The following is a 26,541-nucleotide window of genomic DNA, read 5'->3' on the forward strand; positions in this document are numbered from 1 at the left end:
CTGCCTGCCTGATGGCCATTCATATCATGATAATGGGAAGCCCATGCGCCCCGGTCAATGAAGGGCGCGGGCAAAAGCGCATGCCCATGGTGCAGAATACTGCCGGGTGCATATCAGGTAGATGAAAATAACATCTCAGGCCGCAGGGAAAATAAATCTTTTGTTGTTTTACTTCGCAACGGTATTATTTTATTGTATCAATAAAAATACCAATACAGAAGATATCCCCCCAACATGCATGTCGTCTTTCTTACGCTGGCATTACTGACCGTCAGTGGAATCAGCAGCCTGATTTCACGCATCGGCCGCATTCCCGTCCCGCTTCCACTGATCCAGATCGCGATCGGGGCCATCGCAGCGCTTGCGGGGCTGAAGATCGGGTTCGACCCCGACATGTTCCTGCTGCTGTTCATCCCGCCGCTGCTGTATGCCGACGCCTATCGCATGCCGATGCGTGAGTTCGGGGAGCTGCGCAATGTCATCATCACGCTCGCACTCGGCCTTGTGGTGTTCACCACGCTGGGGTGCGGGTATTTCATCCACTGGATGATCCCGCCCATCACCCTGCCCGCCGCCTTCGCGCTGGCCGCCGTGATGTCGCCCACCGACGCGGTGTCGGTCGGCAGCATGATCGAGGGCGGGCGCGCCCCTGCCCGCGTGGTCCATATCCTGCATGGAGAGGCGCTGCTCAACGACGCATCGGGGCTGGTGTGCTTCAAATTCGCGGTGGCGGCGGCGATGACGGGCATCTTCTCCTTCCAGCAGGCGCTGGGCAGCTTCATGTTCATGTCGGCGGGCGGCATCGTCATGGGGGTGCTGATCGCATGGGCGGCGTGCCGGGCGGAACATGTGCTGCTGGTGCGGGGCTATGACGACCCGCCGACGCACATCACGCTGGCGATGATGCTGCCGTTCGCGATCTACCTGATCGCGGATGCGGCGGACTGCTCGGGCATCCTTGCCGCCGTGGCGGGGGGCATGACGGTGAAGTTCACCGGCGTGATGAACGAGGCGCGGACCGAAACCCGCCTGAAGGCCACGACCGTATGGGACATGGTCAACTTCACCTTCAACGCGGTGATCTTCCTGCTGCTGGGCCTGCAGTTGCCCGACCTCGTGACCGAGGGCGCGCGCATCGCCCGCCAGGGGGGCGTGTCGCCGTGGTTCCTGATCCTGGCCATCATCGCGATCCAGCTGTCCATGAGCACGATGCGCTTCATCTGGATCTGGATCTCCATCACCGCGCGCCGCCTGTTCGCGCATGTGCGCCACCGCCAGACGGTCATCACGTCGGCGCGCACGGTGCTGATCATGACGGTGGCGGGCACGCGCGGGGCGATCACGCTGGCGGCGATCCTGTCGCTGCCGATCGCGACCGCGACATCGGCCGGTTTTCCGGGGCGCGACCTGCTTGTCACGCTGGCGGCGGGGGTCATCATATGCTCGCTCGTGCTGGCCAGCGCGACGATGCCGGCGCTGATGGCGGGCATGCAGATGGACGAGGACGATCCCTCCTTACGCGAACTCGACGCGATGCGCATCGAACTGGCGCAGACGGCGGTGCAGACGCTGCATGCCGAACAGGCGGCGCTGGCGCATCACGAGATCGACCACGACACGGACGAGGAGGCGGTGGACCTGAAGCAGGAGGCGATTTCACGCCTTCTGCACGAATATCAGGACACGCTGAAGCGGCTGGACAATTCCGCGGCATCGCAAAGCGGCATCCGGGCGACGGCCATCCGCGAAAAACGCGCGGAACTGGCCCTGCGCTTCCATGTCATCCGCCACATGCGCGAACGCCTGCACCTGCGCGTGATGCAGCGCCGCATCAATGACGAGACGGAGGCCACCATCAACCAGGAGCTTGATTTCATCGAGCAGGAACTCCAGATCGAGGCACACTCCCTGCCCCGGCAGGCGGGGGAGGAAACGGATGCCACCGCGCACTGACCCCGGGAACGGCCGGTTGCGCCGGGAGCGAAAAGGAGACCCGTGGATGCCCAAGACCCAGTTGTTCCACCGCCTGCGCCGCATGGGGGGACTGGCCCCCGCCATGGCGGCGATGCTTGCCGCAACGGTCGCGTTTGCGGGGGGCGCGCAGGCGCGCGACCACAGTTTCCACATCCCGCACCGCCCGCATGCGCCCTCCCCCTATGGCAACGTGACGGGGTATGAGCCGGTTCAGGACAAGAAAAGCCCCGAATACATCAAGACCGCGCAGGTGTGCGAGACGACGTCGGCCATGGGGATGTACGCCACCACCACGGCCAAGCAGATGTCGATGAACCGCACCGACCACCGGCGTTTTTATGCACAGTGCATGGTCTCGCACGGGGCATGGCGTTCGCTGTCGCTCTCGGCCGGGGGGGACATGGGCGGCGACGACAATATCAGGTAACGGACGCCGCCCCTGCGCAAACCTGCGCAAACAGGGACGGCGCCCGGCCCCCTGCGGGCCTTACCGGCCCGGAGGCGCCATGAATTCCGGCCCCACCGGGTCACGCACCGTGCGCGCAAGGATCGCGTCGATATCCTTGCGGTCCTGTTCCGTCAGGCTCCAGCCCAGCGCATCGCGCACGCCCGCGATCTGCTCCGGCTTGCGCGCGCCCCACAGCGCGATGGTCGGCCCCTGGTCCAGCACCCAGCGGATCGCCAGCGCCAGCAGCGACTTGCCATAACGTTCACGCGCGAAATCGCGCAGCGCGTCCACCGCCGCCAGATATTGCGCAAAGCGCGGCGGCTGGAATTTCGGGTCGCTGCCACGCAGGTCGTCGCTGCCGAACTTCGTCTCCGGCGTCATGCGGCCCGACAGCAGTCCCCGGCACAGCGGGCCATAGGCCAGCACCGCAAGCCGGTTCCTGATGGCATAGGGCAGGATGTCGCGCTCGATCTCGCGCTCGAACAGGTTATAGGGCGGCTGGATGGCCGACAGAGGCGCGAATTTCCGGAACTCCTCGATCTGCGGGATGCTGAAATTGCTGACGCCAAGGGCCAGCACCTTGCCCTGCGTCACCAGCTTTTCCAATGCGCGGGCCGTCTCCTCCATCGGCACAGCGGTATCGGGCCAGTGGACCTGATAGAGGTCGATATGGTCCGTGCGCAGCCGACGCAGCGAATCCTCGATTTCCTTGTTGATCCGCGCGGCGGACGTGTTGCGGAACGGCTTGTGGTCGTCATGCCAGTCGAGGCCGACCTTGGTCGCGATCGCCACCCTGTCGCGGCGGCCGCCGGACAGGGCCTCGCCCACCACTTCCTCCGAATGGCCGAAGCCATAGACGGGGGCCGTGTCGATCAGGTCGATCCCGACGTCGAGCGCCTCGTGGATCGTGGCGATGGCCTGGCGGTCATCGGGGCCGCCCCACATCCATCCGCCAATCGCCCACGTGCCCAGCGCGATACGCGCCACCGGCCGCTTCAGGCCGGGAATGGTCAGCGTATCCGCCGTATTCGCCACGCTGTCTGCTTCGCCTGTCATGCGGTGTTCCTTTCATGCAATGCCGGGACTGGCGCACCCTGCCGCAATGACCGCGGCAAAGCGGCATTGCCAGGGCGCGGTGATCCCGTGCTGGTTCCCTGCGGGCGGCCCGGCGGAACCCTGCCCCATGGCGCGGGGCCGGATTTCACCCGACGCGCCCCGTGTTACAGAGTTGGGCCTTTCACGCATGATCGCAAGGCGGTGGTTTCCGCCACCCGGCCGGTGCCTGCCCCCTTTTCGCATCGGGCATCGCGCCGTATGCAGGAAGGAGAACGGGCGACGCCGCCGCGCCGTACCCGATGGAGGAGAAACCCCGCGTGCCGCGCAAGATTGCCTTTCTGCTGCCCCTCATCGCCCTTGGGGCCTGTGCCCATACCCCCCGCCCGCATCCTGCGCGCACACCGGTCGCGCAATACCCGAACGGGGCGGGGCCTCTGGCGGCCGATACGCACGTGCCCGATTTCGCCACACGAAATTTTGAACCCTTCACGCGGCAGAACACCATCGCCATCGCCCTGCGCGAATGGCGGATGTTCGGCCAACCCGTCAGCGACGACGACCCCGAACAGCGCCCCGAACCCACCATCGCCGCGGTCAAGCCCGAACGCACCGCCGGGATGTGGCAGCGCGTGGGCGAATACTGGTGGATCGGCCAGGACCCCGGCGAGAAGGAAAGCGCATGGACCGGCAAGCATGATGAAAACGGGCAGGTCACGGATTTCGTCCATGACGGCACCTATGCCTGGTCGGCGGCGTTCATTTCCTATGTGATGCGCGTGGCGGGGGCGAATGACCGCTTCGCCTATTCCCCCAACCACGCGACCTATATCAACGCCGCCGCCGCCCATACGGAAAAAGGCGTGCGGGCGCGCAATCCCGACACCTATGCCCCGCGGCTTGGCGACCTGATCTGCGTCGGGCGCGGGGCCAGTCGGGCGGTGCGTTTCGCCAACCTGCCCACGGCCAACCCCTTCCCCGCGCATTGCGGCCTTGTGGTGGCGATGGATGACAACGCCCCGCCCTTCGGCCACCAGATCAGCATCATCGGCGGCAACGTGGATGACGCCGTGTCCATGACGCATGTGCCGGTGGACCGGCACGGGCGGCTGTCCAGCCGTCGCGGCGGCAGTGTCGATCCGCGTTACCCGTGGTGTGTCGTGCTGCAGGTCCTCTATGACGCGGACGGGGCGTCGCCAAACGCGCCATAGGCCTGGCCGCCATGGCTGCGCGCGGGCCGCGTTGCGGCGGCGTCCGGGCGGAAGATGCGCGTCGGCGCCACGGGCAGGACCCAGCACTGGCTGGCGGTGGCATCGAATTCGATACGCAGCATGACCTCCCGCCCGTGCGCCCGTGCATTGTTCGCATGCCACAGCGCGCATGGCAGCGACAGCCGCCCCTTCATCCATCGCCACGCATGCCCCTCCGCCCCGTCCGTGGCGTCAGGATGCAGCGGCGCATGGAAGCCCGGGGCAAGGCGCGGGTCGGCAAGGTCAAGCGCCGCCATGCGCATCCCGTCGCCCAGGCTGATCCGCCGCACCGCAAGGCCCAGCGCACGCCGGTCGTCACAGGCGGCCCAGTCCGCCGGGACAAAGGTGCGTGACATCACGCGCACATGCCGGGCGGTGGCGGGAAAGATGAAACATGCCACCCCGCCCTTCACGTCGCCATGCAGCCGGCGGCCGTCAACCATCGCATGCACGTCCATGCAGGTGCTGACACGCCAGCCCATGTCCTGCGCCCGGCCCACCAGGGCCGCGCGCCGCGCCGCAACCACCGGGCCACGCGCCAGGACCCGTGGCAGGCCGTCCGCGCGCGCCCGCGCCATGCCGACGCCCACCCCCACCGGCAGGCCATTGGCCAGCACGACGGCGGCACGGTCCAGCACGATCCCCCAGCATTCCATCACCCCGCCGGGGATGGTGGCGATCGTCGCGCCATTGGTCAGTTCCCGCGCGGGGATCAGCACCTCGTCATGCACGGACTGCCCCACGGCCATGTCCGGCAGGACCAGCAGGTCACGCGCGGGGCGTCCCTGCGCGCAGGCATGGGCGGCGACATGGACAAGGTAGGCCCCCGCCCGCGCGACAGCGGGCGGGTGCGCCGCGACAAGGCCGATCCAGCGGATGCGCCGCACCTCCCCCGACGCCGAGAGCACGCAGTCCCCCGGCCCAAGGTTTTCCACCGCGACATCCCCCGATGGCGTGCGCAGCATCGTGCCGGGAATGAAACCTGTGGCCAGTTCGCCCATGCGCGCCATGGCGCCCGGCCGCACGGCCGGTGGCGGGGGCGGGCAATGCGTCGCCATCCCGTCGCGCCGGCCATGGTCACGACACCTGCCGCCCCCACCGGGCACCTGCAACGGCTGCCCCATCGCCGGACTGATAAACGTCATGACCTTCCCCACGTTCGTCGCTGCATTCACGGCGGCCGGCGTGGCGCGTGCGTGGGACCGGAACCGGGCCACCCCCGCCGCACTGGCGAAACCCTCACACCAACGTGTCCCGCGCCGCGCCATAAAACCGCCTTTATCCGGATGCAGGATGCGCAGTTGAACCCGTATGCGATAGCCCATGGATGTGGCTGGACACCGACGTGAAAAGCTGTATTGTGTATACGTTTATTCGCATGGCTTTGATTTCCCCCCGCAGAGGTGCCGCCAAATGCTGTCCGATGCCGTAAATGCGGTCATAGGCGACATCTACTGCTGCGCGCTTGACGGCAGTCTCTGGCAACCCACCCTGCATACGCTCTCCCGCCTGATTGGCGGGGTGGGGGCTGCGATCGTCCCGACGGAACTGCACGATTCAAGCCTCCGGTTCGGGTCCGCCCATGTCCCCGAATCCGACCATATCTATTACAACCACATGTGGCGGCACGACCCGTACCGGACGCATCTGGCGGGACACCCCCTGCCGGAAGGGGAGGTTTCGGACATTTCCTTCCTCAGTGACGAGGAAATGGCCCGCAGTCCCTATTACCAGGAATTCCTGAACAGGTTCGACGCCAGCAGGACCAACCGCTTTTACTTCACCGACCCCAGCGGCCCGCATTTCGCCTTTTCGATCCAGCGCCCGCTTGGCCAGCCGCATGAAACCGATGCACAGCGCAGGCTGCGCCTGATGCTGGGGCAGCATGTGTGCCGTGCGCTTTCGATGTCCATCGCGGGGCAGCAGGCGAATGTGCTGGCGCACGGGTTCCGCGAACTGTGCGCCCGCCTGCCCAATCCCACCGCCGTGGTGGGGCAGGACGGGCGTGTCCTGTTCATGAATGACGCCATGGAACGCATGCTGGGCGACGGGGTGATCCATGTCGACGGGCGCATCACCTGTTCGCACCGCGCCAGCGCACGCCAACTGGACGCGCTGGTGCATGACGCGCTGCATCCCGCGCCCGACGCCGCCCCCCCCGAACGCTTCGTCATGGTGACGTGCCCGTCGGGCCGGCCGCTGCTGGCACGCGCGATCCCGTTCCTGCCGGACGGGCGGGACACACGATCACGCCCCGCGCGCGCGATGGCGCTGCTGGCGCTGCACAGGCCGGGGTCGGACATGCCCGACGTGACCGACGCGCTGCGCCTGCTGGGCCTGAACCACAGCGAAGCCCGCCTCGTGCAGCAGGTCGCCAACGGGTTCGCCCTGAAGGAAGCGGCGCGGAACATCGGCGTTTCCGACCATTATGCCCGCACCATGCTGCGCAGCGTCTATGAAAAGCTCGACGTGAACAGCCAGGGCAGGCTTGTCGCCTTCGTGCGCGACCTGCCCACGGCATGCCCGCCGCCACGATCATGAACCGCATTCCCGTTCGCGGCATATCGCGGCGGGCATCTTGGTTTCGGGCGGGCATTGGGGCACATTGGCCCCATGGGCACGCCCCGTCGCGATGGCGGGGCCGCATCCCGTCGCACCCAACAGATCCGAAGGTTCCGTCCTGATGGCCGAAAGTCCCGCCTCCTTCCACCCCACCACCAGCGCGGGCATGACCGACGCGATCGGTCATACGCCGCTGATCCGCCTGCATCGCGCGTCCGAGGCCACGGGATGCGACATCTTCGGCAAGGCCGAGTTCATGAATCCCGGCGGATCGGTCAAGGACCGCGCGGCCCTTGCCATCATCAACGACGCCGAGCGGCGCGGCGTGCTCAAACCCGGCGGCACGGTGGTCGAGGGCACGGCGGGCAATACCGGCATCGGCCTGACGCTGGTGGCCAACGCGCGCGGCTACCGCTCCATCATCGTCATGCCGGAGACGCAGAGCCAGGAGAAGATCGACTTCCTGCGCATGATCGGCGCGGACCTGCGCCTTGTCCCGGCCAAGCCGTTCCGTGACCCCGGCAATTACGTCCACGTCTCGCGCCGGCTGGCGGAGGAGACGGGCGCGGTCTGGGCCAACCAGTTCGACAACCTTGCCAACCGCGAAGGCCACCGCCACACCACCGCGCCCGAAATCTGGGACCAGATGGGCGGGCGCATCGACGCCTTCACCTGCTCGTGCGGGACGGGCGGGACGCTGGCGGGGGTTACGCTGGGGCTGGAGGACAGGGCGCGCGCCGAAGGTGTCGCACGCCCGCGTGTCGTGCTGGCCGATCCCGAAGGCTCGGGCCTGTATGGCTGGGTCAAGTCGGGGGACCTTTCGGTCTCCGGCTCCTCCATCACCGAGGGAATCGGGCAGTCGCGCGTGACGGGCAACCTGGAGGGGCTGCATTTCGACGATGCCGAGCGCATCCCCGATGCCGAGGCACTGGCCCAGATCTATGAACTGCTGATCCACGAGGGGCTGTCGGTCGGCGGGTCGGCGGGCATCAATGTCGCCGCCGCCATCCGCGTCGCACGCGCCATGGGGCCGGGCCACCGCATCGCCACCATCCTGTGCGATGGCGGCGCGCGGTACCAGTCCAAGCTGTTCAACCCGGAATTCCTGCGCTCCAAGCACCTGCCGGTGCCGTCATGGCTGGATAAATGAAGCAGGGGTTGTCGCATTCGTAAAAGTTTCTGGCGAAGCTTCTTCCGGGACGCTTCGTAAAGATGTCGCCTTCCTGAAAAAAGGCGACACCCGGAAACGGCCGGGCAAGGCCGGGAATCCCGGCGCCCGGCCCCTTCGCCATGGTGTTTTTTCCCACCCGCGCGCCATATTGCAACGGAGTGAAACAGCAGGTGTGAAGCCGCTGCATATCCTCTAGGATGCCATGCCATGGACCCATTGCCGCATATCCTGATCGTCGATGACGACCGCGAGATAAGGGAGCTGCTCGCCCGCTTCCTCGAACGCAACGAACTGCGCGTCACCACCGCGCGCGACGGGCAGGAAACGCGTCGCAAATGGACCGGCGGGCATTACCAACTCGTGATCCTCGACCTCATGCTGCCGGGGGAAAGCGGGCTGGATGTCGCGCGCTGGCTGCGCACGCAGGCGGATGTGCCGATCATCATGCTGACGGCCATGGGCGACGATACGGACCGGATCATCGGGCTTGAACTCGGCGCGGACGATTACGTGCCCAAACCCTTCAACCCGCGTGAACTGCTGGCGCGCATCCGCGCCGTGCTGCGCCGCGTGAACGACAACCCCGACCCGCGCAGCACCGCCGCGCGCCGGACCCTGCGCTTTGCGGGATGGGAACTCGACACCGTGCGCCGCCGCCTGCTGAACCCGGCGGGGACGGAGGTGCCGCTGACGGGCGGGGAATACGACCTGCTGCTTGCCCTGCTGGAACGCGCCAACCGGGTGCTGACGCGCGACATGCTGTTCGACATGCTGCGCGGACGGCAGGCGGGACCGTTCGACCGCGCCATCGACGTGGCCATCAGCCGCCTGCGGCGCAAGCTGGAGGATGACGGGCGCAATGCGCAACTGATCAAGACAGTGCGCGGCGGGGGCTATGTCCTGGCGGCGGAAATCGAACGGACCTGACCCGTTGCATGGCGCGTCCCCCCCGCCCCTGATCCACCCCGACGATATCGTGCCCACGACGGATGCCCCGCCGCCGGGACGCATCGGGCGCGTGCGCACGCTGCTGGGGCGGTTGCGCCCGCCATCGCTTGCCGCACGGACCAGCCTGCTGCTGATCTGCGGGCTGGGCGTGATCCAGGCGGCCGGCCTTGCGATCCATGCGCTCGACCGGCTGGATTTCGACCGCCGCATGCTGGAGGAAAAATACCATTCCGAGGTCGCGACCCTGTATCGCGGGATCGTGGAAACCGCGATCGACCACCGCGATGCGGAACTGGCCTCGCTGCACATGCCGGCGGGTTTCCACGCCGAACTGACGCCCGGCCCTGAACCGGACATGATCGACAGCCTGATGCGTCCCTTCCAGGGCGAACACCGCATGGGACGGATGGAGGGGCCATGGGGCGGCGGCCCGCCTGAGCAGGGACCGTATGGCGGGCCGGGCAACCAGCAGGTTCAGGGCAGGACGCCCGAAGACAGGAACGCCACCGCCGGAAATGACAGCCCCGGCAACACTCATCCGGGGGATGGCAATCCGGATAACAGGCCTGCTTCGCCCCGCTGGCGCGGGCGTGATGGCGGCCCGCAGGCGTTTGGCGGCGGCCGGCCCCCATGGGGCGGTCCCCCGTGGGGCGGTGGGCCGCAATGGGGCGGCGGACCGCCGCTGCCGCCAAACCTGCGCCCGCAGCAGGTCATGGTCTCCCCTTCCAACCGCACGGGACGCCAGCGCGCGATCGCCTTCCTTCTGCCGGACGAACACCGGTGGCTGACGATCCATTACGTCATGCGCAGGCCCAACGTCTTTCGCTCCCCCACCTTCCCGATCGCCTTCATCCTGATGACGGTGGCCGGTGGGGTGCTGATCCTGTGGGGGGTGCGCCGCCTGATCGCGCCGGTCGGGACACTCGGTGCGGCGGCAGAGGCCCTGGGTCGTGACGTCAATGCGCCGCCCATGCCAGAGGACGGCCCGCTGGAGGTCGCGCGCGCGGCCATGGCGTTCAACACGATGGCCCGGCGCATCCGCCGCTTCCTGTCGGACCGCACGCTGATGCTGACGGCCATCGGCCACGACCTGCGCACGCCGATCACGCGCCTGAAGCTGCGCGCGGAGTTCATCGAGGACGAGGAGATGCAGCAGCGTTTCCTTGCCGACCTTGACGAGCTTGAGGCCATGGTCGCCGCCACCCTGTCCTTCGGCCGTGACGCGGAACAGCGCGAACCGATGCGCTCGCTGAACCTGACGATCCTGTTGCAGACCATCCTTGACGAGGCGGTCGAAACCCATCCCGACCTTGCCGAGCATATCGGTTTCACCACCGACCCGCCCGACGTGACGATCCATGCGCGCCCCGTCGCGCTGAAACGTGCGCTCAACAACCTTGTGACCAACGCCATCAAGTATGGCGGCAACGTGCGCGTCACCCTGTTCCCGCCCGAACCGGGCGGCCGCAACGACCCTGACGAGATGGTGACGCGCCTGTGGATCGAGGATGACGGCCCCGGCCTGCCGCCCGGCGACCTCGAACGCATGTTCGACCCCTTTGTCCGGGCGGAGGACAGCCGCAACCGCGAAACCGGCGGCACGGGGCTGGGACTGTCGATTTCGCGCAACATCATCTGGGGGCTGGGCGGTGACATCCGCCTTGGCAACTGCAGCCCGCACGGATTGCGTGTGACCGTCACACTTGTCTGCTAGGGTGGGGCAACGGCACGCCATTGCCCTTCCCGTCCCGGCTGCCGTACGTCGCGGGCCTTCGATCCATGCTTGACCGTCTTTACGCACGCACGCTCCGCCTGTCCGCCAGCCGCCATGCCCCGCTGTGGCTGGCGCTGATCGCCTTTGCGGAGGCCAGCGTCTTTCCCCTGCCGCCCGACCTGCTGCTGATCCCGATGGTCCTGGCGCGGCGCGAACAGGCGTGGCGACTGGCCGCGATATGCACCGCCGCCAGCCTGTGCGGCGCGGTGGCGGGGTGGTATGTCGGCGCATTCCTGCTGGATTACGTGGCGATGCCGGTGGTCCGCTTCTACCACGCGCAGGCGACGCTGGCGGGACTGCAGGCACGGTTCCGCGAATGGGGGGTGTGGATCATCCTCATCAAGGGGCTGACGCCGATCCCCTTCAAATTCGTCACCATCGCCAGCGGCGCATCCCACCTGCCGATCGGGCCGTTCCTTGTGGCATGCGCAATCACGCGCGGGGTGCGGTTCTTTCTGGTCGCGGCGCTGCTGCGGCGGTTCGGCGCGCCGGTGCAGGCCTTCATCGAACGCCGCCTGCCGCTGGTGGCCGGGGCGCTTGCCGCGCTGGTCGTGGGGGGATTCGTCGCACTGAAATATGTCTGACACGCGCACGGCCACGATATCGCAGCCGCCATGCCCTATGCCGGATAGGCTTCGGGCGTGAACGCGTGATAACATGCCCGCAACGGACGCCATCAACCGGATCATCCCACGCCACCGCCCCGTCTGGCACGGCGACGGACAGGGGGAAGCATCCATTACCTAAACGGAGCCATTCTTCATGCCGCAACAGGTTGCTGTCATTACCGGTGCAGGGGCCGGCATCGGTCGCGCCACCGCCCGCACGCTTGCCCGCGCCGGATGCGATATCGCCCTGGTCGGGCGCAACCGGGACCGGCTGAACGATGCGGCGGCCGAACTGCAGGCGCTGAACGTGCGCACGCACATCGCCTGCGCCGACGTGGCGGACGCCGCCGCCCTTGACGCGGCGGCAGAAGAAATCGAACAGGCGCTTGGCCCCATCACCATCTGGGTCAACTGCGCCGGGGCCGGCGTGCGCGGGCAACTGGCCGCGATCACCCCTGACGAGATCCGCCGCGCGACCGAGGTCACGTACCTTGGCACCGTCAATGGCACGCGCTCCGCCCTGCTGCGCATGCGTCGGCGTTCCTATGGCACGATCGTCAACCTTGTCGCGCTGGCCGGGCTGCGTCCGCCGCCGCTGCAATCCATTGAAAATGGCGCGCGCGCCGCGATCCGCACATTTTCCGAAAGCCTGCGCCCCGAACTGCTGCATGACGGGGACCGCATCCACATCGCGCTGGTGCACCTGCCGTCGATCAACACGCCGCATTTTTCATGGACGCGCAACCATACCGGCAAGCGGCTGAAGCCGATGGGCCCCGTCTATGAACCCGAAATCGCGGCGGAGGCGATCTGCCGCGCCGCATTCGGGAAATATCGCGACATCTGGGTCGGCACGTCGGGCATCAAGGCGTGGGTGCTTTCCACCTTCCTGCCCGGCCTGTCGGATCGCTGGCTGTCGAAGGGGGGCTATGCGAAACAGATGGAAAAGGTCGCGGTGGAAGGCAACGAACCCGACGACCTGTTCGGCACGGTCGCCGGTGCGTACGCAGCGCACGGCCGGTTCGACATGATCACGCGCAAGGGGGTCCCGCCCCTGCTGACATCACGCCATGCACAGGTGGGCACCGCCATCGCCGCAGCGGGATTCGCGCTGATGCTCGCCGTCCGCTGCCGTCGCCGGGGATAGGTTCTTTTCACGAATCAGGATGCAGGGAGCATGCTCCCTGCCGGGTCCGGGCAGCGACCGGGTGCTTCATGTGCCGATAAGCCCGCAGGCTCAGGGGCTTTGCCCCTGAAACCCCACCAAAGGGTATTACCCTTTGGAAACCACGACTTTTAAGCAGATCAGGGTGCAGGGAGCGCGCTCCCTGCCGGGTCCGGGAAGCCGCCCGGGTGCTTCAGGCGGCACGCCCGTCGCGATACAGGTCCCCCGCCCAGACCCACCAGCCCGGTCGCGCCACTGCATCCTGCGCCAGTTCCGCCGCCTGTGGCGAATCGAACAGGGCGAAGCAGGTCGCGCCCGACCCGCTCATCCGGGCAAAGCGGCAGCCGGGAGCAGCGCGCATGACCGACAGGACCTCGCGAATCGTGGGACACACCGCGCACGCCGCGTCTTCCAGGTCGTTGCTCAGTTCCGACAGCGTTTCCACCATCTGCGACAGCGTCTCCCACCGTGCCGGCAGGTCCGGGGCCGGGCGGAATCCCCCCTGCCGTGCGCGGAACACCGCCGGGGTGGAGACGCTCATCCCGCAATTGACCAGCATCATGCCACATTGCGGCAGGACCGGCGCGGGACGCAGGATCTCTCCAATCCCGCTCATGCGCGTGGGGACCTGATCCAGACAGACCGGCACGTCAGCACCCAGCGATGTTGCGATTTCCACCAGTTCGGCACGCGGCACCGTCATGTCCCATGACTTCATCACACTGCGCAGCGCCGCGGCGGCATCGGCCGACCCGCCGCCGATTCCCGACGCCACCGGCAAATCCTTGTGCAGCACGGCGGCCAGCGACGGCAGCGCATCCGCACCCGCCCCGGCCCGTGCCCGCAGCGCGTCGGCGGCGCGGATGACAAGGTTGGTGGCATCATCGCCACGCAGCCCCGCGCCAAACATCCCGTCGATCCGCAGGTCGAGTGCCGCGCCACGCGCCTGCGCGACCTCCACCTCCAGCACATCCGCCGCGCCGGCAAAGACTGCCACACTGTCCAGCAGGTGATATCCATCCGCGCGGCGGCCGGTCACATGCAGGTAGAGGTTGATTTTCGCATGTGCCGATTCGCTCTGGGTTGCCGTCACTTGTGTGCTCCGTCCTTCGTGTCGCCGTCTGGCCTGTCAGGGCCCGTGGTCTTGGGATTGGGGGATGCCGCCGTGCCTGCCGCCGCCGGAGACGCCGCGACAGGCGCCGGCGCGGCGACGGGCATGATGCGCAGGTCGGCCGGGATCGTGGCATGGGCGGGCGGATGCGCCGCCGCCTGCGACGCGGCATAGGCAAGGGCGGCGGCAATCTTGCGCTGGTCCGGGGGATCGGGATGGAACTGCGCGGCGTCCTGCCACGCATCCACCGCCTCCAGCCTGCGGCCCGACACCCAGTAGGCCACGCCGAGATGGTAATTGATCGCCGGGTCCTGGGGCATCTGCTCCGCCGCGCGTTCCAGCAGCGGCAGTCCCTCCGCCACATGGCCAAGGCGCAGTTCGATCCACCCGACGCTGTCACGGATCTGCCCGTCATCGGGCGACAGGGCGAGCGCGCGGCGCAGGTATCCCTCCGCCGTGGCCGGGTCATCGCCATGTTCGACCATGGAATAGCCAAGGTCGTTGAGGAGTTCCGCCTCGTTCGGGGCCATGCGCAGCGCCTGCGTCAGGCCCGCCTTCGCATGTTTCCAGTCGCCAAGACGGTCATAGGCGATCGACTGCCCGAACAGCACGCGCCAGTCATCCCCCTCCAGCGTGCCCGACAGCGCCAGCGCGTGGGTATAGGCCGACAGGGCCTCGCGCCACTTGCCTTGCCCCAGCATGATGTCGCCCATGTCGCACCACAGGGTCCGGTCCGTGGGCGCATCGCGCAGCAGGCCACGGATGATGCGCTCCGCCTCCGCCCGGCGGCCGAGCGTCATGTCAAGCTCGCCTTCCTCCGCCCGGATGACGACGGCCATCGGGTCGGTGGGCGCAACTTCCGCCAGGACGTCGATCGCCTGCTGGTTCTCGTCCTCCGCATGGAACAGGGCGGACAGGAGAATCCGCGCCTCGGTGTTCGCGGGGTCGAGCATCAGCGACAGGCGCAGCATCATCTGCTCCGTGCTGCGCAGGGTGGTGATGTCGTGCTCGTGCTCGCGGTGGCCCTCACCCGGCTTGGGGGGCGGCGTCTCCGCGGCACTCTGCTGGTCCATCAGCAGCGCCAGCAGGCCGTACGCCTGCGCCATGCCCTGCTGCGGCGTGGTGACGACCGGACGTCCCAATGCCGCGACCAGCGCGGGGCGCGCGGGTTCCAGCGCCGCCATGGAGGCGATCTTGGCCGCGATCATGTCACGTGCCTGCGCCGCCTTGCCCTGCTGGTAAAGCCAGTGGGTCAGGACCCGCGTGGTGAACAGGTCGCCGCCCGACATGTCCAGCGCGCGGCGGTACAGCGTATCGGCGCGCATCGCCTGCCCGCCCATTTCCGCGATCAGGGCGGCATGCAGCGTGTAGTACCCGCCCAGCAGCCGATCCCCCTGCGCACGGGCCAGCGCCGCCAGCGCGTCATCCGTGCGCCCCATCCCCTGCAGCGCCCACGCCCGCAGCAGGGGGCGGACGATGGTCATGATGGGATCGTCGGGGGCCTTTTCATAATGCTCCAGCGCCCCGGCCCAGTCCGACGCGACGGCCGCGGCGTTGCCCATCACCAGTTCGGGCACCACGCCGGGCGGTTGCTGGCGCGCAAGGCGGGCGGCGTCGGGACTGCCGGCCAGGATGGAATACAGGAACGCGCGTTCGATAAAGGGCCGGTATGATGGCGCAAGTTGCGCCGCGCGGGTGAAGGTGCGCGCGGCCTCCGCATTGTCGCCCTCGCTCGCGGCGATGGTGGCGACCAGCACGTTTGTCGCAAGGCTCTGCGTCACGGTGGGGGTGGACGCCGGGCCTGAACGGGGGGACGCAGGGGCGGCGGCGTGCGTTTGGCGGTTGGGAATAACGCCAAGCAGCGGTACAACAGCGCCAAGCAGCGCCACGCGCCAGAAACGGGAGGACAGCATGAAACCAGAATCTAGCGTGTGTGCGGCGCGATGCCAAATCCCGCGCCCGTGCGCGGGCCCCATGGCCGCCGTGCCGCCGCCTGCCCCTGCAAATGCCCTGCCTGTCCGGGATGTATCCATCCGATGAGCGATTCCCTGTCCCTGTTGCAACTCTATGTGGAATGGGGCGCGGACGAGGCGCTGTCCCCTTTCCCCGTGGACCGTCTGGCCACGCCGCAGGCCAAACCACCCCCCCCCATACAGCGTGAGGCGGACAAGGGACATCATTTTTCCCATCAGCCCCCTTCCCCGGCCTCCGGCCCCGCGCGGCGCGCGCCCGCACGCCCCGCCCCGCCGCCATCCGCCGCGACGATGGCCGAACGGGCCGCCGCCGATGCGCGCGCCTGCGCCGCGCGCGCCACCACGGTGGAGGAACTGCACGCCGCGATGGCCGCGTTCGGGCATTGCGCCCTGCGTGACACCGCGACCCATACCGTCGCCCCGCAGGGTAGGCCCGGCGCGCATGTCATGGTGGTGGGCGAGGCCCCCGACGCGGACGAGGACCGCAGCGGCGTGGCGTTCTGTGGGGAGACGGGGCGCCTGACCGACCGGATGTTCGGCTCCATCGGCCTGTCGCGCGATCACCTGTTCCTTGCCCCCGTCATCGCCTGGCGGCCACCGGGGGGACGTCCGCCCTCGGCCATGGAGCTGAAATCATGCCTGCCATTCCTGCAACGCCTGATTGTGCTGGCCCGGCCACGGCGACTGATCCTGATGGGCAACATCCCCGTAGCCCTGCTGACGGGCGAGCGCATTACGGCGGCACGCGCACGCGGGCGGTGGCGCGACATCACCGTGCCGCCAAACCTGTCCGAAACAGGCAACAATTCAGGCACAGCGCACGTTATCCCCGCATTGCCGATGCGCCACGCACAGCAGTTGCGCGCCAGTCCGACAGCACGCCGTGATGCGTGGAAAGACATGCTGGAGTTACGCAAAACGTTGCAGGAAGACGGATACAATCATGACGCGTAATCATGATATATTAACAGATGTCCATTCGTTAACAGCAGGTATATCAACCTGCATTTCAGGTCGTGTTTTCAAGGATATATTTCGGTTCCCATAACTGTTGTGAAATCTTATTGATAAGCGTCCGACGCAATCGGGTTGCTTTCTTGCGCGCAAGGCCCTAAACCCCGCGAGCCATGCGAGGGATAAATCATACCCCCCCCACCGCGGTAACCGCATTTCTGGCGGGTGCCGCATTCCTGGCAGGAGCAGCCTTCGCGCCGCTTCGTGCCCAATCGGTGGACCACAGGGCGCTGGATCCGGATGGATCAGCCCAGAGCGGCCACAACGAGGAAACAGCGCTTGCGCTCCCACGCTTCCCGACCAGGGGCGGGGGCAGCGTCAGCCTGCCGCGCCTCCTTGCGCCTGACGACGCGGCCCGCATCCGCAAGGTTTTCGCCCTGCAGCGCGAGGGCCATTTCGACGCCGCCATCAGCCAGACCGCCAGCATCCATGACGACCTGCTGCTTGGCGACCTTCTGGCCGCGCGCTACCTGAACCCCGCCTATCATCCCAGTGCCGGGCAGTTGCGCATGTGGCTGCGGACGTTCTCTTCGCTGTCGGATTCCCCGGCCATCCACGCCCTGCTTGCGGCGCAGACGCCGCGGGGAACCCCGCTGCCGCCCGCGCCGCCCGACATCGCGCTGGGCAGCGTACGGGCCCCCGCGCACGTCCACCTGCCGGAGGAGGACGACCCCTCCCTGCGGGTCTTCACCCGCAACAGCCTGCTGGACCATACGGTGCGTGAACGCGCGTCACAGGGCGTCAAGGGCGCACGCAGCGCGCTGCACCTGATCCAGACCACGCCGGGCCTGAACGACCTGTATGCCGCCCACCTGCGGACCGAGGTCGCGATGACCCTGTTCAGCGCGGGTGAAAACCGCCTCGCCCTGAGCATCGCGCGTGAGGCGTTCGAGACATCCTCCGGCCGCCTCGGCCTTGCGGGCTATGTCGCGGGCCTCGCGGCCTGGCGGCAGGGACGCCCCGACCAGGCCGAACCGATGTTCGAGGCCGCGTCGCGCGCGCCCCTGACACCGGGCAGCATCCGTGCGGGCGCCGCCTTCTGGGCCGCGCGTTCGCACCGCGCGGTGGGCGATGTCGCGGCGTATGAGCCGTGGCTGCATCGCGCCGCCGCCGCCCCGCACACATTCTATGGCATGCTGGCCAGCCAGGCGCTGGGCCTGCGTCATGCCGCCCCCACCCACTCCGGCACGATCGGGGACGGGGCATCCATGTCGCTGGCCGATGACCGGCACCCACTGCATGAAGGCACCCCGGTGCTGGGTGAAATCGACGTGGAGGCCGTCGCCGCGACGCCTGCCGGACGCAGGGCCTTCGCCCTGGCGCAGGTGGGCGAGAACGCGCGCGCGGAGGCCACCCTGCGCCGCCTGTGGCCCGATGTGCAGAACGACGCCGCGCTATGCCGCTCCCTCCAGCTTGTGGCGGACGCCATGGGCATGAAGGAACTGGCGTCGCAGATGGCGCTGCTGATCCAGTCGCAGGCAGGGGACCAGTCGGACCGCGAGACGCGTTTCCCCCTGCCGCCGCTGCATCCTGACCACGGGTTCCGCATGGACCCGGCGCTGGTGTATGCGCTGACACGGCTGGAATCCAATTTCGATGCCAATGCGGTATCCGGTTCCGGGGCGCACGGCCTGATGCAGGTGATGCCGGTGACGGCGGGCTTTGTCACCCACAGCGGCATGGACTATGCCGGGCGTCCGGCGGCCCTGCATGACCCCGGCCACAACCTGGAGATCGGGCAGCTTTACGTCCTTTACCTGGCGCAGCTTTCGACCCAGCATCCGGGGCCACATGCACCGGCCGGGGGTGACCTGATCCGCATGCTCGCCAGTTACAACGCCGGGCCATCCGCCATCGCCCGCCGCGCCGCCAACGGCACGGACGAGGCCGATGACCCGCTGCTGTATATCGAGCAGTTGCCCAATAACGAGACCCGCGACTATGTCCGTCGCGCCTTCACCTACCTGTGGATCTATGCCGACCGGCTCCGCCTGCCCTCCCCGTCGCTGGAAACGCTGGCCCGCAATGAATGGCCTGCCTTCAGCGCCGAGCAGACCCTTGCACACGGGTCGCGCACGATCCACTGACCCCCTCTCTGCCTGCCCGTCATGAAAGACCATGCGGGCAGGCGAAGGCCGGACGCTGCCCGGACCCGGCAGCCCCCCCGTTTCACCGACAAGTCATGGTTTCCAAAGGGCAATGCCCTTTGGCGGGTTTCAGGGCAGCGCCCTGAGGGTCACAACCAACCCTTAACGACAACACAGCCTTCCCAAAGGGCATTGCCCTTTGGTTCGGGGGCAATGCCCCCGGAACGACCTCAGTTCTCAGCCAGCACCTGACGGCTGGCGCGCACGCGCACCACGCGCCGCCCCTCCATTTCCAGCACCTCAAACAGCCATCCGGAAAACACGACCTTGTCGCCGCACGCGGGCACACGCCGCAGCAGCGCGAGGATCAGGCCGCCCAGCGTGTGATAGCTGCCTTCCGCCGGCAGGTCCGACAGGTCCAGCCTGTGCTTGACCTCATCAGCAGGCATCGACCCGTCAAGCACCAGCACATTGTCATGGGCGATCCGCTGCGGCGGGGTGCTGCCGGGTTCGTGCTGCTCACCCACGATGGCGCCGAACAGGTCGGAGGAAGTGACGATTCCCTCGAACGAGCCATATTCATCCAGCACCAGCGCCAGTCCCAGCGGCGACGACCGCATCCGGTCCAGCATGTCGAACGCCGACAGCGTATCCGGCACGGAAATGGGACGCCTCAGCCCGGCCTCGACCGAGGGACTCTTGCCATCAAGGAAGCGGTCCAGCATGTCCTTGGCCAGGATGACGCCCACCGGATTGTCCACGCCCCCGTCACAGACCACGATGCGTGAATAGGTGGTGGAACGCAGGATGCGCAGCAGCTCCGCGCGTGGGACATGGCGCTCGATCCAGCACAGTTCGGTGCGCGGCGTCATGATCGCGCGCACGGGCCGGTCCGCCATGCGCAGCAGGCGCTCGATCATGTCCCGCTCCTCCTGCTCCAGCACGCCCGCCTGCGCACCCTCGGCGATGTAGGCGCGCAGTTCCTCTTCCGTCAGGGCCGTGCTGGCATTCGCGCTGACCCGCATCAGGCGCAGCACCAGTTCCGATGCCCGCCCCAGCAGCCAGACCACCGGGCGTGAAATCCAGGCGAGTCCCTCCAGCGGCAGGGCAAGGCGGGCGGCAATCTGTTCAGGCTGGCGCAGGGCGATCTGCTTTGGCACCAGTTCGCCCCCCACCAGCATGATGGCGGTGATGCTGCTGACGACCACGGTCATCGAGATCTCGCTGGCGAACGGGGCAAGGCGCGGGAAATGCAGCAGCCAGTGCGTCATCCGCGCCTCGATGCTGGTGCCGCCGAACGTGCCCTCCAGAATCGAGACAAGGGTCATCCCGACCTGCACCGTCGGCAGGAAACCCTGCGGGTCGTTCGCCAGTTTCAGCGCCCGGTCCGCCCCCTTGACCCCGGCCTTCGACATGACCGCAAGGCGCGCGCGCCGTGCGGAAATCAGCGCCAGTTCCCCCATCGCGAACACACCGTTGAGGAGAACAAGGCAGAATATGATAATCAGGGAAACAAGCATGATGCCGCGATCCTAGAGCATATCGCGCGCGTCGATGACACCCGAAATCATGCGCATCCCGAACCCAGACCGAATCGGTCCCGATTCGCAGCCGGCCGGTTTCATGCGCCAGATACAGAAATGGCGGGGACATGCCCCGCCATTCCGTTACTTTTTCCGTCCTGCTCCACGCCCTCAGGGGGCATGGGATCAGTCGGCGGCGGCCGCCGTTTCCGGCTGCGCGGACACCTTGTTCACGCGCGGGGGGGCTGCCGGCTTCTTGCGGGCCGCCAGTTCCTCCATCTTCGCATCGACATGCTGCGTGAAGACGTATTCCGCGGGCCGCTGGTTCGCCAGAGAGATTTCCGGCACCATCGGCTTTTCCGTTTCCGGCCCGAACAGCGCGACCTTGGCGATGTGCCACGGGCGACGCACCGCATCCATCACCGCCGTCGATTCGTAGCCCGAATGGACCATGCAGTCGGCGCACTTTTCATAGTTGCCGGTGCCGTACGAATCCCAGTTCGTGTCGGCCATCAGCTCTTCAAAGCTCTTGGCGTAGCCTTCACCCAGCAGGTAGCACGGGCGCTGCCAGCCAAAGACGTTGCGCAGCGGCTTGCCCCACGGGGTGCAGTGGTACTGCTCGTTCCCGGCAAGGAAGTTCAGGAACAGCGGCGACTGCGTGAAGCGCCACTTCTTGCCCTTGCCCAGGCGGAAGATGTCGCGGAACAGCTGCTTCGTCTTCTGGCGGTTCAGGAAGTGTTCCTGATCCGGCGCGCGTTCGTAGGCATAGCCCGGGGCGGTCATGATGCCGTCCACGCCCATCGCCATCACCTCGTCAAAGAACGCGGCGACACGCTTGGGGTCCGCGCCATCGAACAGGGTGCAGTTGATGGACACGCGGAACCCGCGCGCCTTCGCCTTCTTGATGGCCGCGACGGCGCGTTCGTACACGCCTTCCTGGCAGACGGAGGCGTCGTGCATCGCCGGGTCGCCATCCAGATGCACATCCCACGAGAAGAAGGGGCTCGGCTCATAATCGTCGAGCTTCTTTTCCAGCAGCAGCGCATTGGTGCAGAGATAGACGTATTTCTTGCGCGCGATCAGCTGGCGGATGATTTCCGGCATTTCCTTGTGCAGCAGCGGCTCACCACCGGCCACGGCGATGACGGGGGCGCCTGCCTCCGTATCCGCGTCGAGGCATTCCTGCACGGTCATGCGCTGATTGAGGATCTGCGCGGGATAATCGATCTTGCCGCAGCCCGCGCATGCAAGGTTGCAGCGGAACAACGGTTCGAGCATCAGCACGAGCGGATAGCGCTTGCGGCGCGTCAGGTGCTGTTTGACGACGTAGGCGCCCACCCGGACGGCCTGCATAATAGGAACGGCCATGAAACCTCTGCTCCTGCACCGGCGGACAGACGCCGGTCTTGATTCCAAATCATGTAGTCCGGACTATGGACACGTCCGATCGCAAGAAAACAACCCCGACAGGTGTCAGCCGTGCATCAAGAACATGGCGAGGTTGCGGAGTTGTTACGACACATGAACACTTTGGCGGCTGTATAGGACAAAAAACATCCTGTATTCAATTGCTATCGTATGGGGTGTGGCGAATTCACAACACACGGGGATTTAGTATTTATCCACCCTTGCCATAACGTGCGCAAGGGGCGAACACCTTGCGGTCGTCATGAATGACCATGACCATGTCGCATGATACCCGATCGCCATGACCGCCGCCCGCCCCGTGCGCGCGGCCCGTGACGCCGGGCATGAGGCGGCCGACCAAGAAACCGGTTCAGGGTCTGACCCGTTTCCCCGGACAGATCCCGACAAAGCATAAATGGACGCGACCATCATGGACCAGCCGAAGGCAGCCCCCAAGCACGACGCCCCCCCGTCTGCGGCTTCGCCAGCAGGTACTCCTGGGGGATCTGCCGACGCTTCTGCCGGAACCCCGCCCAAGGCGGACACATGGGGGGCGATCCCGACGCTGGGGCGTTTTCCGCAACTGGACCGTGTGCGCTACCCGCATGACATGCGCAACCTTTCAGTGGAGCAGTTGAAGGCGCTTGCGGACGAACTGCGGGCGGAGACGATCGACACGGTCTCCACCACCAGCGGGCACCTTGGCGCGTCGCTGGGCGTTGTGGAACTGACGGTCGCGCTGCATGCCGTGTTCGACACGCCCGATGACCGCGTGATCTGGGATGTCGGCCACCAGACCTACCCGCACAAGATCCTGACCGGGCGGCGCGACCGCATCCGCACCCTGCGCCAGCCGGGCGGCCTTTCGGGCTTCACCCGCCGCAGCGAGAGCGAATACGACCCGTTCGGCGCGGCGCATTCCTCCACCTCCATTTCCGCGGGGCTTGGCATGGCGGTGGCGCACCACCTGCGCGCCGAACATGACCCCTCCTACCGCGAACGCAACGTCATCGCGGTGATCGGCGATGGCTCCATCTCCGCCGGCATGGCGTACGAGGCGATGAACAACGCCTCGCATTGCGGCCCGGGCGCGGAGCGGCTGATCGTCATCCTCAATGACAACGAGATGTCGATCGCGCCCCCCGTCGGCGCGATGTCGAGCTACCTTTCGCGGCTGATGTCCTCGCGCAAGTTCCTCAGCCTGCGCGACCTTGCCGCCAAGATGGCAAAGCGCCTGCCCGACCGGCTGGAGCGCACGGCGAAGAAGGCCGACGAATACGCGCGCGGCATCATCACCGGCGGCACGCTGTTCGAGGAACTCGGCTTTTACTATGTCGGCCCGGTCGATGGCCATGACATGACGCAGCTTGTCCAGATCCTGCGCAACCTGCGCGACGCGGACGACCTCGGCCCCGTGCTGCTGCATGTCATAACAGAGAAGGGGCGTGGCTATACCCCTGCCGAATCGGCGGGTGACAAGTACCATGCCGTCGCCAAGTTCAACGTCGTCACCGGCGAGCAGAAGAAAGGCCCCGCCGGGCCGCCGTCCTACACGTCCGTCTTCTCGCGCGAGCTGCTGCGCCAGGCGGAGGCGGATGACCGGATCGTGGCGATCACGGCGGCGATGCCGTCGGGCACGGGCCTCGACAAGTTCGCCAAGGCGTTCCCCGACCGCTTCTTTGACGTCGGCATTGCCGAACAGCATGCCGTGACGTTCGCCGCCGGCCTTGCGACCGAGGGGATGCGCCCGTTCTGCGCGATCTATTCCACATTCCTGCAGCGCGCCTATGACCAGGTGATGCATGACGTGGTGCTGCAGAACCTGCCGGTGCGCTTCGCCATCGACCGCGCGGGCCTTGTCGGCGCGGACGGCGCGACGCATGCTGGCGCGTTCGACCTGAACTACCTCGGCTGCCTGCCGGGCATCACCATCATGGCGCCGAGTGACGAGCTGGAACTGCTCAACATGACCACGACGGCGGCGGCGTTTGACGAGGGGCCGATCGCCCTGCGCTACCCGCGCGGCGGCGGGTTCGGCCTCGACCTGCCGGCGGCGGGCAGCGTGATGGAGATCGGGCGCGGGCGCATCGTGCGCGAGATGACGCGCCAGTCCGGGCCGGAACGCGGCGGGATCGCGATCCTATCGCTCGGCCCGCGCCTGGCCGAGGCGCTGAAGGCCGCCGACATGCTGGCGGCGCAGGGGCTGTCGCCCACGGTGGCGGACGCGCGCTTCGCCAAGCCGCTGGACACCGCGCTGATCGAGCAGCTGGCGCGCAACCATGCCGTGCTGATCACCATCGAGGAAGGCGCCCCCGGCGGGTTCGGCGCGTTCGTGATGATGCACCTTGCGAAAACCGGCCTGCTGGACCGCGTGCGTTTCCGCCCCATGGCCCTGCCCGACCGCTTCATCGACCACAACACCCAGACCGCCCAGTATCACGAGGCAGGCCTCGATGCGCAGGCGATCACCAATACCGCGCTGGAAGCGCTGGGTGTCGGAATCAGCATGACCCAGCCCTTGCTAAAGACGGCAATCGGACCGAAATCATGATCATTATGAAACATGTCCTGAAAACAACGTCTCTGGCGCTGTGCGCCGGGCTGGTGGCAGCGTCGGCGCTCCCGGCCCTGCCGTCCTTCACTCCTTCGGCGCATGCGGCCGCGGCCGCATCCGACCCGCAGGCCCCCATCAAGGCGCTTTACGCCGAACTGACCCGCATCGAGGCCAAGAACAGCGGTTCGTTCGACCAGCGTGCGCAGGAACTCGGCCCGGTCATCGACCGCGTGTATGACCTGGAGGCGATCCTGTCCTCCTCCATCGGTCCGCACTACGCCACGCTGTCGCCGGACCAGAAGCAGGTGCTGCTGTCCACGTTCCGCCAGTTCACGATCGCCCGCAACCTCTCCAGCTTCAAGCCCGGCACCGACGCCCGCTTCACCATCAACCCCGCAGTCCGTGACGCGCCCGTGGGCGGCAACAAGATTGTCGATACCCAGATCGGGTCATCGGACGACCCGTCCGGCACGGCGGTCAATTACGTCATGCACATGAACGGGGCGAAGGGGTACCAGGTGGTTGACGTGCTGCTCAATGGCAACATCAGCCAGGTCGGCATGCAGCATTCCGATTTCCGCTCCGCACTGGCTGGCGGGAATGTGCAAAACCTGATCGATCTGTTACAGAAGAAGATCAAGGTCTTTTCGGCCGGATGACCCAGGCTTCGGGTTACGGACCGGATCACCGATGTTATATCATGCACGCGCGACCCAGCCGGAAAGATGATGTCTGTTCTTAACGCCCTTGTCTCACCATCCGGTCTGGCCGCGGCTGTCGCGGTGGCCGGGTGCGTACAGGCGACGCTAGGCACTTTTCTGGTTTCACGCTTCCGCGTGCAGGAAAAACGCGCCGATCAGGCCGTGCCCATGCCCCCGGTCACGGTACTCAAGCCGCTGCATGGCGATGAACCCCTGCTTGAAGAAGCACTGGAGAGCTTCTGCACGCAGGATTACCCCGCCATGCAGATCATCTTTGGCGTACAGTCCGAAGATGACGCCGCCATCCCCATCGTACGGCGCCTGTGCGAACGCCACCCGGCGCTGGATATCGAACTGGTCATCGACCCGACCTTCCACGGGATCAACCGCAAGATCGGGAACCTGATCAACATGATGCCGCGCGCGCGGCATGATGTACTGGTCATTTCCGATTCGGACATCCATGTGGCGCCCGATTACCTGCGCCATGTCGTCGGCGCGCTGGTCCCGCCGAATGTCGGCCTCGTCACCACGCTTTACGCGGGGCTGCCCGCGTCGCCCACGCTGCCGCGCCTGCTGGCGGCGGGGCAGATCAACCATAATTTCCTGCCCGGCGTCATGCTGTCGCGCTACCTTGGGCGGCAGGACTGCCTTGGCGCCACCATGGCGCTGCGGCGTTCGATGCTGCAGGCCATCGGCGGGCTGGAGGCACTGGTCCCGCATGTCGCCGATGACGCGATGCTGGGCCGGTATGTGCGCGAACAGGGCAAGGACATCGCCATTGCCGCGTGCATGACATGGACCACCGTGGGGGAACATTCCCTGCGCGAGGTGCTGGCCCACGAACTGCGCTGGGGCCGGACGGTCAAGACGCTCGAGCCGCTGGGCTATGCCGCGTCGGCCATCCAGCTGCCGCTGTTCTGGGCCACGATGGTGGTGGTGTTCGCCCCCCATGCGACATGGACATGGGTGTTCTTCGTGTCGGTATGGGTGGCGCGCGCCATCTGCGCCTTCGTCATGGACCGCGCGCTGGCGCAGCGCAGCCTTGTCCCGCTGTTCCTGCTGCCGCTGCGCGACTGGCTGTCGGCGGGCATCATGGTCGGCAGCGTCACGGGCACGCGCGTGGCATGGCGCGGACAGACTATGCACATTTCGCCACATTCCGCTATGACACCCCGATCACAACCTGCTTCCCCTGGCGACTGACGCCGCCGGGGC

At 66.9% G+C, this 26,541-nt stretch carries 20 protein-coding genes; 14 read left to right on the forward strand and 6 right to left on the reverse strand.

Annotated features, from left to right (window positions below):
- Window positions 1-234 precede the first annotated feature (234 nt).
- Together KMAL_RS05070 and KMAL_RS05075 are read left to right on the forward strand one after the other, a co-directional pair.
- Window positions 235-1,953 (forward strand): Na+/H+ antiporter, encoded by a 1,719-nt coding sequence (locus KMAL_RS05070; protein ID WP_110094674.1) that lies wholly within the window; start codon window positions 235-237, stop codon window positions 1,951-1,953.
- Between the two features lie 46 nt (window positions 1,954-1,999).
- Window positions 2,000-2,401 carry a hypothetical protein gene (locus tag KMAL_RS05075; protein WP_110094675.1) on the forward strand — a complete coding sequence of 134 codons (402 nt, stop codon included), beginning with the start codon at window positions 2,000-2,002 and terminating at the stop codon, window positions 2,399-2,401.
- Window positions 2,402-2,461: 60 nt separating this feature from the next.
- Here the strand turns inward: KMAL_RS05075 and KMAL_RS05080 are convergent, their stop codons facing one another.
- Complete coding sequence (locus KMAL_RS05080) at window positions 2,462-3,478, reverse strand: aldo/keto reductase (protein ID WP_110094676.1); 1,017 nt, start codon at window positions 3,476-3,478, stop codon at window positions 2,462-2,464.
- A gap of 299 nt (window positions 3,479-3,777) precedes the next feature.
- Here KMAL_RS05080 and KMAL_RS05085 point away from each other — a divergent pair, with 299 nt between their 5' ends.
- On the forward strand, window positions 3,778-4,686 hold the full coding sequence (locus KMAL_RS05085; protein WP_110094677.1) for a DUF2272 domain-containing protein: 909 nt from the start codon (window positions 3,778-3,780) through the stop codon (window positions 4,684-4,686).
- Here KMAL_RS05085 and KMAL_RS05090 read toward each other — a convergent pair.
- A complete protein-coding gene (locus KMAL_RS05090; protein WP_167400049.1) occupies window positions 4,650-5,870 on the reverse strand; it encodes a Hint domain-containing protein in 1,221 nt (406 codons plus the stop codon). The genes KMAL_RS05085 and KMAL_RS05090 overlap by 37 nt on opposite strands.
- Before the next feature lie 268 nt (window positions 5,871-6,138).
- Between KMAL_RS05090 and KMAL_RS05095 the strand changes: the two genes are divergently transcribed.
- The 6 genes from KMAL_RS05095 (at window position 6,139) to KMAL_RS05120 (ending at window position 12,935) form a co-directional block, all read left to right on the forward strand.
- Window positions 6,139-7,266 (forward strand): helix-turn-helix transcriptional regulator, encoded by a 1,128-nt coding sequence (locus KMAL_RS05095; protein WP_110094679.1) that lies wholly within the window; start codon window positions 6,139-6,141, stop codon window positions 7,264-7,266.
- A gap of 142 nt (window positions 7,267-7,408) precedes the next feature.
- Window positions 7,409-8,437: a cysteine synthase A gene (locus KMAL_RS05100; protein ID WP_110094727.1), complete on the forward strand. Its 1,029-nt coding sequence runs from the start codon at window positions 7,409-7,411 to the stop codon at window positions 8,435-8,437.
- 228 nt (window positions 8,438-8,665) lie between these two features.
- The gene (locus KMAL_RS05105) at window positions 8,666-9,385 is read left to right on the forward strand and encodes a response regulator (RefSeq protein ID WP_110094680.1); all 720 of its coding nucleotides are present in this window, start codon (window positions 8,666-8,668) and stop codon (window positions 9,383-9,385) included.
- Window positions 9,354-11,120, forward strand: coding sequence for an ATP-binding protein (locus tag KMAL_RS05110; RefSeq protein WP_110094681.1), 1,767 nt, complete (start codon window positions 9,354-9,356; stop codon window positions 11,118-11,120). The genes KMAL_RS05105 and KMAL_RS05110 overlap by 32 nt, the downstream gene beginning before the upstream one ends.
- 65 nt (window positions 11,121-11,185) lie before the next feature.
- Window positions 11,186-11,764, forward strand: a complete 579-nt coding sequence (locus KMAL_RS05115) for a YqaA family protein (protein ID WP_110094682.1) — start codon at window positions 11,186-11,188, stop codon at window positions 11,762-11,764.
- 178 nt (window positions 11,765-11,942) lie between these two features.
- On the forward strand, window positions 11,943-12,935 hold the full coding sequence (locus KMAL_RS05120) for an SDR family oxidoreductase (RefSeq protein ID WP_110094683.1): 993 nt from the start codon (window positions 11,943-11,945) through the stop codon (window positions 12,933-12,935).
- Between the two features lie 211 nt (window positions 12,936-13,146).
- Here KMAL_RS05120 and KMAL_RS05125 read toward each other — a convergent pair whose 3' ends face one another.
- Both KMAL_RS05125 and KMAL_RS05130 read right to left on the reverse strand, forming a co-directional pair.
- Window positions 13,147-14,046 carry a 4-(cytidine 5'-diphospho)-2-C-methyl-D-erythritol kinase gene (locus tag KMAL_RS05125; RefSeq protein WP_110094684.1) on the reverse strand — a complete coding sequence of 300 codons (900 nt, stop codon included), beginning with the start codon at window positions 14,044-14,046 and terminating at the stop codon, window positions 13,147-13,149.
- Window positions 14,043-15,977: a tetratricopeptide repeat protein gene (locus tag KMAL_RS05130; protein WP_239019952.1), complete on the reverse strand. Its 1,935-nt coding sequence runs from the start codon at window positions 15,975-15,977 to the stop codon at window positions 14,043-14,045. Before KMAL_RS05130 ends, KMAL_RS05125 begins: the two co-directional genes overlap by 4 nt.
- A 123-nt stretch (window positions 15,978-16,100) precedes the next feature.
- On the opposite strand from KMAL_RS05130, the gene KMAL_RS05135 reads away from it, so the two are divergent.
- Window positions 16,101-16,991 (forward strand): uracil-DNA glycosylase, encoded by an 891-nt coding sequence (locus KMAL_RS05135; RefSeq protein WP_110094685.1) that lies wholly within the window; start codon window positions 16,101-16,103, stop codon window positions 16,989-16,991.
- A 173-nt stretch (window positions 16,992-17,164) separates the two neighbouring features.
- Entirely contained in the window at window positions 17,165-19,138 is a 1,974-nt protein-coding gene (locus tag KMAL_RS05140) for a lytic transglycosylase domain-containing protein (RefSeq protein WP_110094686.1), read from the forward strand.
- A gap of 230 nt (window positions 19,139-19,368) precedes the next feature.
- On the opposite strand, the gene KMAL_RS05145 is transcribed toward KMAL_RS05140, so the two are convergent.
- The gene (locus KMAL_RS05145) at window positions 19,369-20,658 is read right to left on the reverse strand and encodes a hemolysin family protein (RefSeq protein WP_110094687.1); all 1,290 of its coding nucleotides are present in this window, start codon (window positions 20,656-20,658) and stop codon (window positions 19,369-19,371) included.
- A 189-nt stretch (window positions 20,659-20,847) separates the two neighbouring features.
- The gene (hpnH, locus tag KMAL_RS05150; RefSeq protein WP_110094688.1) at window positions 20,848-22,029 is read right to left on the reverse strand and encodes an adenosyl-hopene transferase HpnH; all 1,182 of its coding nucleotides are present in this window, start codon (window positions 22,027-22,029) and stop codon (window positions 20,848-20,850) included.
- Window positions 22,030-22,498: 469 nt separating this feature from the next.
- Between hpnH and dxs the strand changes: the two genes are divergently transcribed.
- The 3 genes from dxs to hpnI all read left to right on the forward strand — a co-directional run bounded on the left by dxs (window position 22,499) and on the right by hpnI (window position 26,529).
- On the forward strand, window positions 22,499-24,619 hold the full coding sequence (gene dxs / locus KMAL_RS05155; RefSeq protein WP_408887892.1) for a 1-deoxy-D-xylulose-5-phosphate synthase: 2,121 nt from the start codon (window positions 22,499-22,501) through the stop codon (window positions 24,617-24,619).
- On the forward strand, window positions 24,616-25,281 hold the full coding sequence (locus tag KMAL_RS05160; RefSeq protein WP_110094689.1) for an ABC transporter substrate-binding protein: 666 nt from the start codon (window positions 24,616-24,618) through the stop codon (window positions 25,279-25,281). The genes dxs and KMAL_RS05160 overlap by 4 nt, the downstream gene beginning before the upstream one ends.
- 69 nt (window positions 25,282-25,350) lie before the next feature.
- Complete coding sequence (gene hpnI / locus KMAL_RS05165) at window positions 25,351-26,529, forward strand: bacteriohopanetetrol glucosamine biosynthesis glycosyltransferase HpnI (protein WP_110094729.1); 1,179 nt, start codon at window positions 25,351-25,353, stop codon at window positions 26,527-26,529.
- The last annotated feature ends 12 nt before the right edge of the window (window positions 26,530-26,541 follow it).

Origin of the sequence: Novacetimonas maltaceti (assembly GCF_002906255.1) — a bacterium.
Classification (GTDB): Bacteria; Pseudomonadota; Alphaproteobacteria; order Acetobacterales; family Acetobacteraceae; genus Novacetimonas; species Novacetimonas maltaceti.

What these genes read in the sequence shown, in the direction of transcription:
- KMAL_RS05070 (WP_110094674.1), top strand. Translation starts at nt 235, where the DNA reads ATGCATGTCGTCTTTCTTACGCTGGCATTACTGACCGTCAGTGGAATC.
- KMAL_RS05075 (WP_110094675.1), top strand. Translation starts at nt 2,000, where the DNA reads ATGCCCAAGACCCAGTTGTTCCACCGCCTGCGCCGCATGGGGGGACTG.
- KMAL_RS05080 (WP_110094676.1), bottom strand. Translation starts at nt 3,478, where the DNA reads ATGACAGGCGAAGCAGACAGCGTGGCGAATACGGCGGATACGCTGACC.
- KMAL_RS05085 (WP_110094677.1), top strand. Translation starts at nt 3,778, where the DNA reads ATGGAGGAGAAACCCCGCGTGCCGCGCAAGATTGCCTTTCTGCTGCCC.
- KMAL_RS05090 (WP_167400049.1), bottom strand. Translation starts at nt 5,870, where the DNA reads ATGACGTTTATCAGTCCGGCGATGGGGCAGCCGTTGCAGGTGCCCGGT.
- KMAL_RS05095 (WP_110094679.1), top strand. Translation starts at nt 6,139, where the DNA reads ATGCTGTCCGATGCCGTAAATGCGGTCATAGGCGACATCTACTGCTGC.
- KMAL_RS05100 (WP_110094727.1), top strand. Translation starts at nt 7,409, where the DNA reads ATGGCCGAAAGTCCCGCCTCCTTCCACCCCACCACCAGCGCGGGCATG.
- KMAL_RS05105 (WP_110094680.1), top strand. Translation starts at nt 8,666, where the DNA reads ATGGACCCATTGCCGCATATCCTGATCGTCGATGACGACCGCGAGATA.
- KMAL_RS05110 (WP_110094681.1), top strand. Translation starts at nt 9,354, where the DNA reads ATGTCCTGGCGGCGGAAATCGAACGGACCTGACCCGTTGCATGGCGCG.
- KMAL_RS05115 (WP_110094682.1), top strand. Translation starts at nt 11,186, where the DNA reads ATGCTTGACCGTCTTTACGCACGCACGCTCCGCCTGTCCGCCAGCCGC.
- KMAL_RS05120 (WP_110094683.1), top strand. Translation starts at nt 11,943, where the DNA reads ATGCCGCAACAGGTTGCTGTCATTACCGGTGCAGGGGCCGGCATCGGT.
- KMAL_RS05130 (WP_239019952.1), bottom strand. Translation starts at nt 15,977, where the DNA reads ATGCTGTCCTCCCGTTTCTGGCGCGTGGCGCTGCTTGGCGCTGTTGTA.
- KMAL_RS05135 (WP_110094685.1), top strand. Translation starts at nt 16,101, where the DNA reads ATGAGCGATTCCCTGTCCCTGTTGCAACTCTATGTGGAATGGGGCGCG.
- KMAL_RS05140 (WP_110094686.1), top strand. Translation starts at nt 17,165, where the DNA reads ATGCGAGGGATAAATCATACCCCCCCCACCGCGGTAACCGCATTTCTG.
- KMAL_RS05145 (WP_110094687.1), bottom strand. Translation starts at nt 20,658, where the DNA reads ATGCTTGTTTCCCTGATTATCATATTCTGCCTTGTTCTCCTCAACGGT.
- hpnH (WP_110094688.1), bottom strand. Translation starts at nt 22,029, where the DNA reads ATGGCCGTTCCTATTATGCAGGCCGTCCGGGTGGGCGCCTACGTCGTC.
- dxs (WP_408887892.1), top strand. Translation starts at nt 22,499, where the DNA reads ATGGACCAGCCGAAGGCAGCCCCCAAGCACGACGCCCCCCCGTCTGCG.
- KMAL_RS05160 (WP_110094689.1), top strand. Translation starts at nt 24,616, where the DNA reads ATGATCATTATGAAACATGTCCTGAAAACAACGTCTCTGGCGCTGTGC.
- hpnI (WP_110094729.1), top strand. Translation starts at nt 25,351, where the DNA reads ATGTCTGTTCTTAACGCCCTTGTCTCACCATCCGGTCTGGCCGCGGCT.